13 protein-coding genes and 1 tRNA gene are annotated in these 14,402 nt (G+C 65.1%); 12 read left to right on the forward strand and 2 right to left on the reverse strand.

The window, feature by feature from the left end; translation table 11 throughout:
• Positions 1–19 precede the first annotated feature (19 nt).
• The 9 genes from fabG (at position 20) to VZ068_RS06255 (ending at position 7,545) form a co-directional block, all read left to right on the forward strand.
• Positions 20–763 carry a 3-oxoacyl-ACP reductase FabG gene (fabG, locus tag VZ068_RS06215; protein ID WP_259166250.1) on the forward strand — a complete coding sequence of 248 codons (744 nt, stop codon included), beginning with the start codon at positions 20–22 and terminating at the stop codon, positions 761–763.
• 204 nt (positions 764–967) lie between these two features.
• Positions 968–1,207, forward strand: coding sequence for an acyl carrier protein (gene acpP, locus VZ068_RS06220; RefSeq protein ID WP_002814322.1), 240 nt, complete (start codon positions 968–970; stop codon positions 1,205–1,207).
• A 141-nt stretch (positions 1,208–1,348) separates the two neighbouring features.
• Positions 1,349–2,584, forward strand: a complete 1,236-nt coding sequence (gene fabF / locus VZ068_RS06225) for a beta-ketoacyl-ACP synthase II (protein WP_259166249.1) — start codon at positions 1,349–1,351, stop codon at positions 2,582–2,584.
• Positions 2,585–2,759: 175 nt separating this feature from the next.
• Complete coding sequence (locus tag VZ068_RS06230) at positions 2,760–4,115, forward strand: aminodeoxychorismate synthase component I (RefSeq protein ID WP_349657166.1); 1,356 nt, start codon at positions 2,760–2,762, stop codon at positions 4,113–4,115.
• Between the two features lie 60 nt (positions 4,116–4,175).
• Complete coding sequence (gene mltG / locus VZ068_RS06235) at positions 4,176–5,249, forward strand: endolytic transglycosylase MltG (protein WP_349657167.1); 1,074 nt, start codon at positions 4,176–4,178, stop codon at positions 5,247–5,249.
• On the forward strand, positions 5,246–6,205 hold the full coding sequence (locus VZ068_RS06240) for a DNA polymerase III subunit delta' (protein ID WP_259153097.1): 960 nt from the start codon (positions 5,246–5,248) through the stop codon (positions 6,203–6,205). Before mltG ends, VZ068_RS06240 begins: the two co-directional genes overlap by 4 nt.
• Positions 6,202–6,555, forward strand: a complete 354-nt coding sequence (locus VZ068_RS06245; RefSeq protein WP_003483889.1) for a PilZ domain-containing protein — start codon at positions 6,202–6,204, stop codon at positions 6,553–6,555. The genes VZ068_RS06240 and VZ068_RS06245 overlap by 4 nt, the downstream gene beginning before the upstream one ends.
• Before the next feature lie 179 nt (positions 6,556–6,734).
• Positions 6,735–6,809: transfer RNA gene (locus tag VZ068_RS06250), tRNA-Val, on the forward strand.
• Positions 6,810–7,218: 409 nt separating this feature from the next.
• The gene (locus tag VZ068_RS06255; protein ID WP_046963165.1) at positions 7,219–7,545 is read left to right on the forward strand and encodes a hypothetical protein; all 327 of its coding nucleotides are present in this window, start codon (positions 7,219–7,221) and stop codon (positions 7,543–7,545) included.
• 120 nt (positions 7,546–7,665) lie between these two features.
• Here the strand turns inward: VZ068_RS06255 and prpR are convergent, their stop codons facing one another.
• Entirely contained in the window at positions 7,666–9,261 is a 1,596-nt protein-coding gene (prpR, locus tag VZ068_RS06260) for a propionate catabolism operon regulatory protein PrpR (RefSeq protein WP_349657168.1), read from the reverse strand.
• 146 nt (positions 9,262–9,407) lie between these two features.
• On the opposite strand from prpR, the gene prpB reads away from it, so the two are divergent.
• On the forward strand, positions 9,408–10,304 hold the full coding sequence (gene prpB / locus VZ068_RS06265; RefSeq protein ID WP_349657169.1) for a methylisocitrate lyase: 897 nt from the start codon (positions 9,408–9,410) through the stop codon (positions 10,302–10,304).
• Positions 10,305–10,376: 72 nt separating this feature from the next.
• On the forward strand, positions 10,377–11,531 hold the full coding sequence (gene prpC / locus VZ068_RS06270) for a 2-methylcitrate synthase (protein ID WP_349657170.1): 1,155 nt from the start codon (positions 10,377–10,379) through the stop codon (positions 11,529–11,531).
• Here prpC and VZ068_RS06275 read toward each other — a convergent pair.
• Positions 11,461–11,766, reverse strand: coding sequence for a hypothetical protein (locus VZ068_RS06275; RefSeq protein WP_349657171.1), 306 nt, complete (start codon positions 11,764–11,766; stop codon positions 11,461–11,463). The two genes, prpC and VZ068_RS06275, sit on opposite strands and share 71 nt — an antisense overlap.
• A gap of 32 nt (positions 11,767–11,798) precedes the next feature.
• Here VZ068_RS06275 and acnD point away from each other — a divergent pair, with 32 nt between their 5' ends.
• Positions 11,799–14,393 (forward strand): Fe/S-dependent 2-methylisocitrate dehydratase AcnD, encoded by a 2,595-nt coding sequence (gene acnD, locus VZ068_RS06280; protein ID WP_349657172.1) that lies wholly within the window; start codon positions 11,799–11,801, stop codon positions 14,391–14,393.
• The last annotated feature ends 9 nt before the right edge of the window (positions 14,394–14,402 follow it).

The following is a 14,402-nucleotide window of genomic DNA, read 5'->3' on the forward strand; positions in this document are numbered from 1 at the left end:
CACTCGAGGAACAGCATTCATGAGCAAGCCTTTGCAGGGCGAGATCGCCCTCGTCACCGGTGCCAGCCGCGGCATCGGCGCGGCCATCGCCGCTACGCTGGCCGCCCAGGGCGCCACCGTGATCGGCACCGCGACCTCGGCCTCCGGCGCTGCGGCGATCGGCGAGCGCCTGGCTGCCGACGGCGGCCACGGCCGTGAGCTCAATGTCACCGACGCTGCGGCGGTCGATGGGCTGATCGATGCGATCGGCAAGCAGTTCGGCGCGATCTCGATCCTGGTCAACAACGCCGGCATCACCCGCGACAACCTGTTGATGCGGATGAAGGACGACGACTGGCAGGCGATCATCGACACTAATCTGACCAGCGTGTTCCGCACCTCCAAGGCGGTGATGCGCGGCATGATGAAGGCGCGCAAGGGCCGTATCGTCAACATCGCCTCGGTGGTGGGCGTGACCGGCAACCCCGGCCAGACCAACTATGCCGCGGCCAAGGCCGGCATCATCGCGTTCTCCAAGTCGCTGGCCAAGGAAATCGGCTCGCGCGGGGTTACGGTGAATGTGGTGGCGCCCGGTTTCATCGACACCGACATGACCAAGGCACTGCCGGAGGAGGCCAGAGCCGCCTTGCTGCAGCAGATCGCGCTCGGTCATCTGGGCGCGCCGGAGGACATCGCCAATGCGGTGGCCTTCCTGGCCGGCCCGACTGCCCGCTACATTACTGGCGAGACCCTGCACGTCAACGGTGGCATGTACATGCCGTGAGCGTGCGCCGCCGGGAGGCGCTAAGTGGCTGATCGGCCGGGACTTGTGATGCAATGCAAGGCTCGGGCGCTTCCACTACACTATCCAACGCGGCCATCGCAGCGGCGATGGCGTTTTGTGAGTCCCTCACAGGAGCACCGCACATCCATGTGCGGGGATCCTAAAACTCGAACCACCACTACTCCATCTGGAGCGATATCCCCAATGAGCACCATCGAAGAACGCGTCAAGAAAATCGTCGTCGAACAACTCGGCGTCAAGGAAGAGGAAGTCACCACCAGCGCATCGTTCGTCGATGACCTGGGTGCCGACTCGCTGGACACCGTCGAGCTGGTGATGGCGCTGGAAGAAGAGTTCGAGTGCGAGATCCCGGACGAAGAGGCCGAGAAGATCACCTCGGTCCAGCAGGCGATCGACTACGTCAAGGCTCACGTCAAGAGCTGATGCGTTGTTCCTGATGGCGGCGGCGTGCGTCATGCCGCTGCTGCGTCAGACATTCCATGGGGCCGCTGATGCGGCCCTGTGTTTTTCAAGCGTTACCCGCAAACCGCAAGCACCGTCCGTTCCGTGGTGAGGAGATCTGCAATGAGTCGTCGTGTTGTCGTTACCGGCATGGGCATGGTGTCGCCGCTGGGCAATGATCTGGCCAGCAGCTGGGATGGGATCATCCACGGGCGCTCAGGCATTGGCCCGATCACGCAGATCGATGCCTCGCAGTTCACCACCAAGATCGCCGGCGAAATCAAGAATTTCGACCCCACGCTTTTTGTGTCCGCCAAGGACGTCAAGAAGATGGATTCGTTCATCCACTACGGTGTCGGTGCCTCGTTCATGGCGCTGGATGACTCCGGCCTGGAGATCGACGAAAGCAATGCCGAACGCATTGGTGCCATCCTCGGCTCCGGCATCGGCGGGCTGCTCGGCATTGAAGAGCAGACCATCAAATTCCATGAGGGCGGCGCGCGCAAGATTTCGCCGTTCTACGTGCCCAGCACCATCATCAACATGCTGCCGGGCCAGGTGAGCCTGATCAAAGGCCTGAAGGGACCGACGTTCTCGGCAGTGTCCGCCTGCGCCACCTCCAATCACTCGATCGGCACGGCGATGCGCATGATCCAGTACGGCGATGCCGACGTGATGCTGGCCGGCGGCGCCGAGCGCGGTTCCTCGCCGAGCTCGGTCGGCGGTTTCTGTGCAATGAAGGCGATGTCCACCCGTAACGACGACCCCACCGCTGCATCGCGTCCCTGGGACAAGCAGCGCGACGGCTTCGTGCTGGGCGACGGCGCCGGCGTGCTGGTGCTGGAAGAGTACGAACACGCCAAGGCGCGTGGCGCGCGCATCTATGCCGAGCTGGTCGGCTTCGGCGCCAGCTCCGATGCGTTCCACATGACTGCGCCGAGCGAAGACGGCGAAGGCGCGGCGCGCAGCATGGTCGCGGCCATGCGCGATGCCAAGCTCAACCCCGAACAGATCGGTTACCTCAATGCGCACGGCACTTCCACGCCGCTGGGCGATCTGGCCGAAACGCTGGCGATGAAGCGCGCGCTGGGCGAGCATGCCTACAAGACCATGGTCAGCTCGACCAAGTCGATGACCGGCCACCTGCTCGGCGCTGCCGGCGGTGTGGAAGCGATCTTCTCGGTGATGGCGCTGCACACCGGCATCATCCCGCCGACGATCAACCTGGAAGAAGCCAGTGAAGGCTGCGACCTGGATTACGTGCCCAACGTGGCGCGCGAGGTCCAGGTGGATGCGGTGATGTCCAATGGCTTCGGCTTCGGCGGCACCAACGGCACGCTGGTGTTCAAGCGCGTCTGAGCCGGCGCGTCTGCGCTGTCGCATGGCGCATCATGCAACAGTCCCTGGCCGCCGCATGCGCTGCGTGCATGCGGCCAGTGGACGGTGTCGGTTCGACATATCCCTGATCCAGTCATTGCGCGCGCTGCCTTTCTCAGGGGCGGCGCGCTTTCGTATCCCACGCCACCCCGGACCGATGACGCTCACCCGATCACTGCACGCGGACATCGACTTGCTGGCGCTGCACCGGCTGGCGCCGCAGCGCTATCCGGCGCTGCTGGAATCCACCGCCTCCGGCACCGAGCACGGGCGCTGGGACGTGCTGTTGCTGGCAGACGGCGCCAGCCTGCGGCTGGATCCGGACGGGCGCACGCGCGATGGCGATGGGCGGGTGATCGACAGCAATTTCCTGGACGCGCTGGACGCCGCCTGGCACGCCGAACGGGTGCCGCGCGATGCGAGCAGCGTATGGCCGTTTCGTGGCGGTTGGGCGGTGTTGCTGGATTACGAACTGGCCGCGCAGGTCGAACCCATCCTGCAACTGCCTGTGCGCACCGACCGCCTGCCGAGCGCGCTGGCCCTGCGTGCGCCGGCGGCGGTGTTGCGTGACCGCGTGGAAGGGCGCTGCATCGCGCTGGCCGAACCGGGTCGCGACGATCTGCTGGCCCGTATCGTCGACGACATCGGCGCTTGCGCCGCGCTGCCGCCGTTGCCGGCCTGGGTGGGGCCGGTGGCAGTGGAGGAAGACGCACCCGGGCGCTTTACCGATGCGGTGCAGCGGGTGCTCGATTACCTGCGTGCCGGCGATGTGTTCCAGGCCAATATCTCGCGGGCCTGGAATGCACGGTTTGCCGCTGCGGTGGATCCGGCGGCACTGCATGCCCGGTTGCGCTCGGCCAACCCGGCGCCGTTCGCCGGTGTGTTCGTCGCGGCCGGTCGCGCGGTGGTGAGTTCATCGCCCGAGCGGCTGGTGTCGGTGCAGGGCGATGTGGTGCAGACGCGCCCGATCGCCGGCACCCGCGCGCGCTTTGCCGGCGACGACGACGCGGCACGCATCCGCGAATTGGTCGGCCACCCGAAAGAACGCGCCGAGCACGTCATGCTGATCGACCTGGAACGCAACGACCTGGGCCGGATCTGCGCGCCGGGCACGGTCGAGGTGGATGAGCTGATGGCGGTGGAAAGCTATGCGCACGTGCACCACATCGTCAGCAACGTACGCGGTCGCCTGCGTGCCGGCGTCACCCCGGGCGAGGTGATTGCGGCGGTGTTCCCGGGCGGCACCATCACCGGTTGCCCGAAGGTGCGCTGCATGCAGATCATCGCCGAGCTGGAGCAGACCGCGCGGGGCGCCTACACCGGCGCGTTCGGTTGGCTCAATCGCGATGGCGACATGGACCTGAACATCCTGATCCGCACCGCCGAGGTGGCCGGCAACCAGGTCTGCTTCCGCACCGGGGCCGGCATCGTGGTGGACTCGGACCCGCAACGCGAGCTGGACGAAACCCGCGCCAAGGCGCGTGGCGTGCTGCGCGCGATCGAGCGGACATGAGCGCTTCAACGGGACATCACCGGTGCGCGGTATCCTGCGCGGCGATGGAGCAATGACGAGGTGGGTGTGGCGGTGACTGGCAAACGCGGATGTCTGGCCGTGCTGGGCACGGCATTGCTGCTTGCAGCGCTACTGGCGATTGCCGCTCTGGTGGCATGGCGGCATTACCTGCACTTCGCGCAGACGCCGGTGAGCGCCACCGCGCCCAGCGTGGTGATTGCGCCCGGTGATTCGCTCAAGGCCACCTTGCGCAAATTGCGCGAGGCCGGCATTGCGCAGGGCACCGATCTGGAATGGCAGCTGCTGGCGCGTCAGGTCGATGCGGCCGGCAAACTCAAGGTGGGCGAATACGCACTGGCGCCGGCCCTGTCGCCGCGCGAATTGCTCGGCCGCATGCGCCAGGGGCGGGTGATCCAGTACCGCTTCACCATCGTGGAAGGTTGGAATTTCCGTCAGCTGCGTGCCGCACTGGCGACCGCTACGCCGTTGCAGCAGACCCTGGGCACACTGGATGACGCCGCGTTGATGGCGCGGCTGGGGGTTGCCAACCAGCATCCGGAAGGCCGCTTCCTGCCGGAGACTTATCTGTATCAACGCGGCGACAGCGATCTGGATGTGCTCAAGCGCGCCCACGCGGCGATGGACAAGGCACTGGCGCAGGCGTGGGAGCAGCGCGCGCCCAACGTGCCGCTGACCTCGCCGGAGCAGGCGCTGATCCTGGCCTCCATCATCGAAAAGGAAACCGCGCTGGGCAGCGAGCGGCCGTTGATCGCCGGGGTGTTCCTGCGTCGTCTGCAGCTGGGCATGAAGCTGCAAACCGACCCCACCGTGATCTACGGCATCGGCAGCAGTTACGACGGCAACATCCGCCGCCGCGACCTGACCACCGATACGCCCTACAACACCTATACCCGCACCGGCCTGACACCGACGCCGATCGCCATGCCCGGCCGCGAGGCGCTGCTGGCAGCGGTGCGCCCCGCCCCCGGCGATGCGCTGTACTTCGTGGCGGTGGGCGACGGCACCGGCGCCCACGCCTTCTCGGCCACCTTGGCCGAACACAACGCTGCGGTGGCGCGCTACCTGCAGCGTCGCCGCGAGCCGACCCTGCCGCAGAAGGAGCTCACGCCATGACCGCCGCGTTTTCGCCCTGGCAGCAGCGCGCCTTCGACCAGACCGTGGCGGCGCTGGATGCCGGCCGGCTCGGACACGGGCTGCTGATCTGCGGCCCGGAAGGGCTGGGCAAGCGCGAAGTCGCGCTGGCCCTGGCCGAGCACGTGCTGGCCAGCTCGCCGGACCCGGCGCTGGCGCAGCGCACCCGGCAATTGATCGCCGCCGGTACCCATCCGGACCTGCAGCTGATTTCGTTCATTCCCAATCGCACCGGCGACAAGCTGCGGACGGAGATCGTCATCGAACAGGTGCGCGAGATTTCGCAGAAGCTGTCGCTGACGCCGCAGTACGGCATCGCCCAGGTGGTGATCGTCGACCCGGCCGATGCGATCAATCGCGCGGCCTGCAATGCCTTGCTCAAGACCCTGGAAGAACCCTCGCCGGGGCGCTACCTGTGGTTGATCAGTGCGCAGCCGGCGCGGTTGCCTGCCACCATCCGCAGCCGCTGCCAGCGTCTGGAATTCAAGCTGCCGCCTGCGCACGAAGCGCTGGCCTGGCTGCTGGCGCAAGGCGTCAGCGAGCGCGCCGCGCAGGACGCACTGGAGGCTGCGCGCGGCCATCCCGGTCTTGCCGCGCAGTGGTTGCGCGAGGATGGCCTGGCGGTACGTCGCGCAGTGGCGCAGGACCTGGAGCAGATCGCCAGCGGCCGCGTTGGTGCGGTGGAGGTTGCGCAGCGCTGGACCAACGACGGTCAGGCCGATCAGCGTTTGCGGCATGCGGCCGACCTGGCGTTGGCACAGGCCTCGGCCGGCTTGACCGATCCGTCGCGGTTGCACAAGCTGGCGACCTGGTTCGACGCCGCCAATCGCACGCGCGATCTGCTGCGCACCACCGTCCGCGCCGACCTGGCAGTGACGGAATTGCTGCTGGCCTGGCGCGAGGGAGAGCGCCAGCCACGTTCTAGGGGAACTCGATGAGTGCAATGAATGCACGCCAAGGCATTTTGTCGCTGGCGTTGAAAGACAAGCCGGCGCTCTACAGCGCCTACATGCCGTTCGTCAAAGGTGGCGGCATCTTCGTGCCCACCCCCAAGCGCTACATGCTTGGCGACGAAGTCTTCCTGCTGCTGACCCTGCCCGATTCCAGCGAACGCCTGCCGGTGGCAGGCAAGGTGATCTGGACTACGCCTGCGGGCGCGCAGGGCAACCGCGCCGCCGGCATCGGCGTGCAGTTCCCGGATGGCCCCGAAGGCGAGGCGGTGCGCAACAAGATCGAAACCCTGCTGGCCGGCCTGACCACTTCGGACAAGCCCACCCATACGATGTGACCCGGGGCCGTGGGCGCGGCCAATCCGGCATGCTGTGGATGCGTTGCAGTGCGGCCGAACCCATTGCAGACGCGCGCGCAGCAAGGACGATATGGCTGCAGCGCGGGCACGCGACCTGCCCAGATAGACACCTGTTGACGATTGCCGCAGCTACCCTATAATGTGCGGCTCGCGTCACCGGGCGGTTAGCTCAGCGGTAGAGCATTGCCTTCACACGGCAAGGGTCACAGGTTCGAACCCTGTACCGCCCACCATGCATTCAGTGTCAGATAAAGAACCGGCGATAGCCGGTTTTTTTGTGATCGCGAGATAGCTGCTGCCGTGGGGACTTTGGATATGGCAGCGCGCCAGCCTTCTTTGAATCGACTGCTCGGCAGTCACTGCCGCGAACCCAGCGGCCCTGCAGTGCGGTCGATCGCCTTGGCGAAGGGCACGGCGATGTTCGTCTCTGTGCGTTCGATCAGGGCCTGCGATCTGCGTGGCTTGGCGCTGGGCTTTATCGATCGCACCGGTCATGAATTCTTGGCCGGTGTTGCTGTGAAGCGTGCGCCTGCGTTGCGTTTCGATAGACGCCGTAGGTAAGCACTTTTCGCTAGGGTCGATGCCTTGCGGGCTCGACAGGGACTTGCCATCCTGCAAGGCCAGGGTCGAGATGGAGTGGCGATGAAGACGCTGCTTGGAAGTGCGCTGGTTGCGATGTTGCTGTTGGCCGGGTGCGCGCGCGATGTTGGCGAGCAGTATGTGGGCAAGTGGGTCAATGTGAAGTCGCAGAAGAATGTGCTGAGCATCGAGCACAATGGCGAGAGCTTCATCATTCGCGACACCACGCCGGAGTTGTTCGGCAGCGGGGTCCGGACCCGAAATTATCCGGCGCTGCTGACCAAGGGGGTGCTGCAGGTGTCCAGTGGTAGCGGCACGCTCAACTACGCGATCGACGAGGCGACGGGTCGTCTGAGCACGGGCGATACTGAGTACACGCGGATCAAGTAACCGCTGCATCGCCGCCTGCGCGCTGATCGTCGCGCGCTCAGCTGCGTGCAGTAGTGAATCAATCGCTGGAGATCAGCACTCATGGCTTCCCCGGGCGGAAGCCGAGCTAACGTGCAATGTTCAGTACGGTGGCGCCACTGCCTGTGCCTGCATCCAGCGCCACAAGGTGGTGCGTGAAACGCCGAGCGTCTGGGCAGCGAGGGCGCGGTTACCGTTGGCGCGTTCCAGGGCCGTACGCACCGCTGTGGCGGTAAGCTGCAGGCGGGATGCTGCGAGCTCGGTGTGGACCTGCGGTGCAGGGACGGTGTGTGCGTCAAACAGTTCCGGCGCCCAGCGTTGGAGTTGTTCCAGGCTTAGGTGGCCCTGCGCTTGCGCCTTCCAGTGAATGCATAAGCGTTCGACCAGGTTGCGGAGCTCGCGCACATTGCCCGGCCATGCATGTTGCTGCAGCCGCTGCAGCGCTGCGGGCGACAAGGGCGATGCAATGCTGCCCAGTTGTTGAAAATAGTGCGTCAGCAGCAGCGCGATGTCGTTGGAGCGATTGCGCAACGGCGGCAGGGCGATGCGCAGTGCGGTCAAACGGTAGAACAGGTCGCGACGAAAACGCCCTTGCTCGACCAGCGTATGCAGATCCTGCAGGCTGGCTGCGATCACGCGCACATCCACGGCAATTGGCACGGTAGCGCCGACACGCAGGACTTCGCGTTCTTCCAGGACACGCAGCAGGCGCGTCTGCAGCGGCATCGGCAAGTCGCCGATTTCGTCCAGGAGCAGCGTGCCGCCCTGTGCGGCTTCGATCAGGCCGGTGTGGCCGCCGCGGCGTGCGCCGGTGAAGGCGCCATCGCTGTAGCCGAACAGCTCCGCTTCCAGCAACGATTCGCTGATGGCGCCGCAATTGATCGCGACAAAGCGGCCGCGCCGGCGACTGCCTGCATGCAGCTGTTGCGCCACCAACTCCTTGCCGGTACCGGTCTGGCCGCTGATCAGCACGGTGCCGGTGTGCGGCGCATACAACTGCACCAGCTCGCGGACATGCACCATTGCCGCGTCGTCGCCGAGCAGGGTTTCGCTGCGGCGCAGCCGTCGTGCGTTGCTGCGGGCGGTCGGGCGTTCCTGACTGGAGGCGTTGCCCAGGGCGATGGCGTTTTCCAGCGCGTGACGGACCGAATCGGCCGAATACAGCAGCACGCCCGGCAGGCCGGCCTGCTCGGCGAAATCGATCGCCATGCCGGTGCCCACGATGACCTGAATGCCGCCGGCGCGCAGGTCGGCGATGCGGTCGCGCGCGTCTTCGGCGGTGACGAAGCGGCGGTGCTCGATGTCCAGATCGAAACTGTCCTGGAACGCGCGAAACGAGGGCACGTCGGAGGCATGGGTGACCACGCCGATACGTGGGGCGATACGGCGCGCACGCGCCAACGCTTCCATCAGGTCGAAGCCGGTGGCCTGGATCGGCGCCAGCGGCAGCGCGAGCCGGCTGCGCAGGTAGGCGGCGTTGGAGCCGCCGGCGACCAGGACATCGCAGCGCTCGCGGCGCAGGCGCTGGCCGATGACGTCCACTGCATCGGCAAAGCCGAGGTTGATCTGCTCGATGCGTGCGCGCTGGTCGAATTCGGGGATGACATCGGCCAGCAGGCCGGTCAGCCGCGACACGCTGACGGTCCAGATCACCGGAGGCGATGTATCGGCCAGCGCTGCAGGTGCGGGGCTACGCATGGAAGTTGGCATGTTGCATGGTTGTTTCATGTTGCATCAATCGTTTCATTTCTGCAACGATTGACGGGCATGCTGTATTGCAATCAAACACTTACGATTGGCATGGTGTTTGCGCATTATCCCAGCATCCCATCCCAGGAATCGCCATGACGTCCTTGCCCATTTCTTCCGCCGGTACCCGCTTCCGCGCGGCGCTGGCTGCCGAGTCGCCGCTACAGGTCATCGGCGCCATCAATGCCAACCATGCGCTGCTGGCCCAGCGTGCCGGATATCAGGCCATCTATCTGTCGGGCGGCGGCGTGGCGGCGGGTTCGCTGGGGCTGCCGGACCTGGGCATCAATACGTTGGAAGACGTGCTGATCGATGTGCGTCGCATTACCGATGTCTGCGCGTTGCCGCTGCTGGTGGACGTGGACACCGGCTTCGGGCCGAGCGCGTTCAACATCGAGCGCACCATCAAATCGCTGATCAAGGCGGGTGCGGCCGGCTGCCATGTCGAAGACCAGGTCGGCGCCAAGCGCTGCGGGCATCGGCCTGGCAAGGAGATCGTCAGCCAGGGCGAGATGGTGGACCGGGTCAAGGCGGCGGCCGATGCCAAGATCGATCCGGCATTCTTTTTGATCGCGCGGACCGATGCCATCCAGATGGAAGGCGTGGACGCGGCGATCGAGCGCGCCATCGCGTGCGTGGAAGCGGGCGCCGACGGCATCTTTGCCGAGGCCGCCTACGACCTGGAGACCTACAAGCGTTTTGTCGATGCGGTGGGCGTGCCGATACTGGCCAACATCACCGAGTTCGGCAAGACGCCGCTGTTTACCCGCGATCAGCTGGCCGCTGCCGGTGTGGCGATCCAGTTGTTTCCGCTGTCGGCATTTCGCGCGGCGAACAAGGCCGCCGAGGACGTCTACACCGCCATCCGGCGCGACGGCCATCAACAAGCGGTGCTGGAAACGATGCAGACGCGCGAAGAGCTGTACGAGCGCATCGGCTACCACGATTACGAACAACGCCTGGATGCACTGTTTGCGCGCAAAGGCGCATGATCGCCGCTTGCTGCGTCCACCTGGTCAATTTTCAGTGACACCGCAACACGCCACCGCTTGGGAGCTCATCGCATGAACGACACCGCCATTCCCGGTTTCAAGCCGAAAAAATCCGTTGCCCTGTCCGGCACTGCCGCCGGCAACACCGCGCTGTGCACCGTCGGGCGCAGCGGCAACGATCTGCACTATCGTGGTTACGACATCCTGGATCTGGCAACCACCAGCGAGTTCGAGGAGATCGCGTACCTGCTGGTGCACGGCAAACTGCCCAATAGCAGCGAATTGCGCGGTTACAAGGCCAAGTTGCGTTCCTTGCGTGGCGTGCCGGCCGCGGTGAAAGCCGCGCTGGAGCAGCTGCCACCGTCGGCGCATCCGATGGACGTGATGCGCACCGGCGTTTCGGTGCTGGGCTGCCTGCAGCCGGAAAAGGACGATCACAACCATCCGGGCGCGCGCGACATCGCCGACAAGTTGATGGCCTCGCTGGGCTCGATGCTGCTGTACTGGTACCACTACAGCCATAACGGCAAGCGCATCGAAGTGGAGACCGACGACGATTCGATCGGTGGGCATTTCCTGCATCTGCTGCACGGGTTTGCGCCGAAGGACTCGTGGGTGCGTGCAATGCACACCAGCCTGATCCTGTATGCCGAGCACGAGTTCAACGCCTCCACGTTTGCATGTCGCGTGATCGCCGGCACCGGCAGCGATATGTACAGCGCCATCGCCGGTGGCATCGGCGCATTGCGCGGTCCCAAGCATGGCGGCGCCAACGAAGTGGCCTTCGAAGTGCAGAAGCGCTACGACACGCCGGATGAAGCCGAGGCCGACATCAAGGCGCGTGTGGAACGCAAAGAAGTGGTGATCGGCTTTGGTCATCCGGTGTATACGGTGTCCGACCCGCGCAACAAGGTGATCAAGGACGTGGCGCGCGAGCTGTCCGATGAGCAGGGCAGCCGCAAGATGTACGACATCGCCGAACGCCTGGAAACGGTGATGTGGGACATCAAGAAGATGTTCCCGAACCTGGATTGGTTCAGTGCGGTCAGCTACCACATGATGGGCGTGCCGACGGCGATGTTCACGCCGCTGTTCGTGCTGGCGCGCACTGCAGGTTGGAGCGCGCATATCATCGAGCAGCGCGTGGACGGCAAGATCATTCGGCCTTCGGCCAATTACACCGGTCCGGAAGATCAGGTGTTTGTGCCGCTGGATCAGCGCTCTTGAAAGCCGCTGCGTGCGACTCGCCCTCATCCGCCCTTCGGGCACCTTCTCCCGCGTTGCGGGAGAAGGGAGCGTGGCGAGCAGTACGTGGTGACAGCAATGCCAGCACAAGCACCAGCCACAACAGCACCAGCCACAACAGCACCAGCCACAACAACAACAACAACAGCAACAACAACAGCAACAACAACAGCAACAACAACAGCAACAGCAACAGCAACAGCAACAGCAACAGCAACAGACCCCGCCCGCTTTGTGATATCGCCAGCCATGAATAGCCAGTACCGCAAGCCCCTGCCGGGCACGTCGTTGGAGTACTTCGATGCACGTGCCGCCATCGATGCGTTGCAGCCCGGCGCGTATGCGGCATTGCCGTACACCGCGCGCGTACACGCCGAAAATCTGGTGCGACGCGCGCAGCCGCAGATGCTGGAGGCCTATCTGCGCCAGTTGATCGAGCGCAAGCGCGACCTGGATTTTCCATGGTTTCCGGCGCGTGTGGTCTGCCACGACATCCTGGGGCAGACCGCGCTGGTGGACCTGGCCGGCCTGCGCGATGCCATCGCCGAGCAAGGCGGCGACCCGGCGCAGGTCAACCCAGTAGTGCCGGTGCAGCTGATCGTGGACCATTCGTTGGCGGTGGAATACGCAGGCTTCGACAAGCAGGCGTTCGCCAAGAACCGCGATGTGGAAGATCGCCGCAACGCCGACCGCTTCCACTTCATCGAGTGGACCAAGCGCGCGTTCGAGAACATGGAAGTGATTCCGCCGGGCAACGGGATCATGCATCAGATCAATCTGGAGAAGATGTCGCCGGTGATCTACACACTGGACGGCGTGGCGTTTCCGGATACCTGCGTGGGTACCGACAGCCACACCCCGCACGTGGATGCGTTGGGCGTGATCGCTGTGGGTGTGGGCGGGCTGGAAGCGGAGAACGTGATGCTGGGACGCGCTTCGTGGATGCGGCTGCCGGACATCATCGGCGTGGAACTGACCGGCCGGCCGGCGCCGGGCATCACCGCCACCGACATCGTGCTGGCATTGACCGAGTTCCTGCGCCGGCAGCGCGTGGTAGGGGCGTACCTGGAGTTCTTCGGCACCGGCGCCAGCGCGTTGACCATTGGCGACCGCGCCACCATTTCCAACATGACGCCGGAATTCGGTGCCACCGCGGCGATGTTCTATATCGACCGGCAGACCATCGACTACCTGCGACTGACCGGTCGCGACGATGCGCAGGTGGCGCTGGTGGAAAACTACGCGCGCCACACCGGCCTGTGGGCAGACGACCTGGCGACGGCGCACTACGAGCGCGTGCTGCAGTTCGATCTATCCAGCGTAGTGCGCAACATGGCCGGGCCCTCCAACCCCCACAAGCGCGTGGCGACCAGTGAGTTGGCGCAGCGCGGTATCGCGGGGCAATGGGACGAGGTGCCGGGACAGATGCCCGATGGCGCGGTGATCATCGCTGCGATCACCTCCTGCACCAATACCTCCAATCCGCGCAATGTCATCGCCGCCGGCCTGCTGGCGCGCAATGCCAATGCGCGCGGCCTGACCCGCAAGCCGTGGGTCAAGAGTTCGCTGGCGCCGGGGTCAAAAGCGGTGCAGCTGTATCTGGAAGAAGCCGGCCTGTTGAGCGAGCTGGAGCAGCTGGGCTTCGGCATCGTGGCGTTCGCCTGCACCACCTGCAACGGCATGAGCGGGGCGTTGGATCCGGCGATCCAGCAGGAGATCATCGACCGCGATCTGTATGCGACAGCGGTGTTGTCGGGCAACCGCAACTTCGATGGCCGCATCCATCCGTATGCCAAACAAGCGTTCCTGGCATCGCCACCGCTGGTGATTGCCTACGCCATCGCCGGCACGGTGCGCTTCGATATCGAAAAGGATGTGCTAGGCATCGACGCCGATGGCGTGGCGGTGACGCTCAAGGATCTGTGGCCAAGCGATGCGGAGATCGATGCGGTGGTAGCGCGCAGCGTCAAGCCGGAGCATTTCCGCAGCGTCTACGACCCGATGTTCAAGCGCAGCGTGGGGCAGGGACTCCGCGTGAGCCCGCTGTACGACTGGCGCCCGCAAAGCACCTATATCCGCCGCCCGCCGTATTGGGAAGGCGCGCTGGCCGGTGCGCGCAGCCTGCGCGGGATGCGGGCGCTGGCGGTACTGGGCGACAACATCACCACCGACCACCTGTCGCCATCGAATGCGATCCTGGCCAGCAGTGCGGCCGGCGAATACCTTGCGCAGATGGGCGTGCCGGAAGAAGACTTCAATTCCTACGCCACCCATCGCGGCGATCACCTCACCGCGCAGCGCGCTACCTTCGCCAATCCCAAGCTGGTCAACGAAATGGCCGTGGTCGATGGACAGGTGAAGGCAGGATCGCTGGCGCGGCTGGAACCGGAAGGCCAGGTGCTGCGCATGTGGGAGGCGATCGAAACCTACATGACGCGCAAACAGCCGCTGATCATCGTTGCCGGCGCCGATTACGGCCAGGGCTCCTCGCGCGACTGGGCCGCCAAGGGCGTGCGGCTGGCGGGCGTGGAAGCGATCGTGGCCGAGGGCTTCGAGCGCATTCACCGCACCAACCTGATCGGCATGGGCGTGCTGCCGCTGGAATTCAAACCTGGAACCGACCGCAAGAGTCTGGGTATCGATGGCAGCGAGACCTTCGATGTCTCCGGTGAGCGCACCCCAGGCGCCACGCTGACACTCTCGATCCATCGGCGTAATGGCGAGCAGTTGCAGGTGCCGGTGATCTGCCGGCTGGATACCGCGGAGGAAGTCTCTATTTACGAAGCCGGTGGTGTGCTGCAGCGGTTTGCGCAGGATTTTCTTGAGGCAAGCAAGGCCGCATAGGGCAGCATC

The organism is Xanthomonas sp. 10-10 (genome assembly GCF_040182365.1).
Classification (GTDB): Bacteria; Pseudomonadota; Gammaproteobacteria; order Xanthomonadales; family Xanthomonadaceae; genus Xanthomonas; species Xanthomonas arboricola_F.

Excerpts from the sequence above, each read along its gene's own strand:
- prpC (WP_349657170.1), top strand. The coding sequence starts at position 10,377 with ATGAACGACACCGCCATTCCCGGTTTCAAGCCGAAAAAATCCGTTGCC.
- VZ068_RS06230 (WP_349657166.1), top strand. The coding sequence starts at position 2,760 with ATGACGCTCACCCGATCACTGCACGCGGACATCGACTTGCTGGCGCTG.
- fabG (WP_259166250.1), top strand. The coding sequence starts at position 20 with ATGAGCAAGCCTTTGCAGGGCGAGATCGCCCTCGTCACCGGTGCCAGC.
- VZ068_RS06240 (WP_259153097.1), top strand. The coding sequence starts at position 5,246 with ATGACCGCCGCGTTTTCGCCCTGGCAGCAGCGCGCCTTCGACCAGACC.
- prpR (WP_349657168.1), bottom strand. The coding sequence starts at position 9,261 with ATGCGTAGCCCCGCACCTGCAGCGCTGGCCGATACATCGCCTCCGGTG.
- VZ068_RS06245 (WP_003483889.1), top strand. The coding sequence starts at position 6,202 with ATGAGTGCAATGAATGCACGCCAAGGCATTTTGTCGCTGGCGTTGAAA.
- prpB (WP_349657169.1), top strand. The coding sequence starts at position 9,408 with ATGACGTCCTTGCCCATTTCTTCCGCCGGTACCCGCTTCCGCGCGGCG.
- acnD (WP_349657172.1), top strand. The coding sequence starts at position 11,799 with ATGAATAGCCAGTACCGCAAGCCCCTGCCGGGCACGTCGTTGGAGTAC.
- fabF (WP_259166249.1), top strand. The coding sequence starts at position 1,349 with ATGAGTCGTCGTGTTGTCGTTACCGGCATGGGCATGGTGTCGCCGCTG.
- acpP (WP_002814322.1), top strand. The coding sequence starts at position 968 with ATGAGCACCATCGAAGAACGCGTCAAGAAAATCGTCGTCGAACAACTC.
- VZ068_RS06255 (WP_046963165.1), top strand. The coding sequence starts at position 7,219 with ATGAAGACGCTGCTTGGAAGTGCGCTGGTTGCGATGTTGCTGTTGGCC.